Raw genomic sequence first — 556 nt, 5'->3', positions numbered from 1 at the left:
GAAGCACGCCAACTCCCGCAACGGGACCACCCCGAAGACCGTGGAGTCCGAGGTCGGGCCGATCGAGCTGGACGTCCCGCGAGACCGGGGCGGGTCGTTCACCCCGCGCCTGGTGCCCAAGGGCCAGCGGCGCCTCGGGGGCCTGGATGACATGATCATCAGCCTCTATGCCGGCGGAATGACGATCCGGGACATCCAGCACCACCTGGCCTCCACGATCGGCACGGACCTGTCGCACGAGACGATCTCCAACATCACCGACGCCGTGAGCGAAGAGGTCCTGGCGTGGCAGTCGCGGCCGCTGGAGGAGTTCTATCCGGTGATCTATCTCGACGCAATCCGGATCAAGATCCGAGAGAACAGCCAGGTCCTCAACCGTGCCGCCTACATCGCCGTCGGCGTGGACCTCGAGGGCATCAAGCACGTGCTGGGGATCTGGGTCCAGGACACCGAGGGCTCGGCGTTCTGGGCCCACGTCTGCGCCGATCTCGCCAACCGGGGCGTGCAGGACGTGCTGATCGTGTGCTGCGACGGGCTCAAGGGCCTGCCGGAGGCG

The 556-nt window shown here is 67.3% G+C and carries 1 pseudogene; it reads left to right on the top strand.

The window, feature by feature from the left end:
- Nucleotides 1–556, top strand: a pseudogene (locus tag KVS67_RS11590) (IS256-like element ISMlu11 family transposase); the annotation flags it as partial.

Source organism: Micrococcus sp. GbtcB5 (genome assembly GCF_019091605.1).
Classification (GTDB): Bacteria; Actinomycetota; Actinomycetes; order Actinomycetales; family Micrococcaceae; genus Micrococcus; species Micrococcus luteus.
The sequence above is the reverse complement of the archived record's forward strand: the minus strand, read 5'-3'. Positions and strand labels throughout refer to the sequence as shown.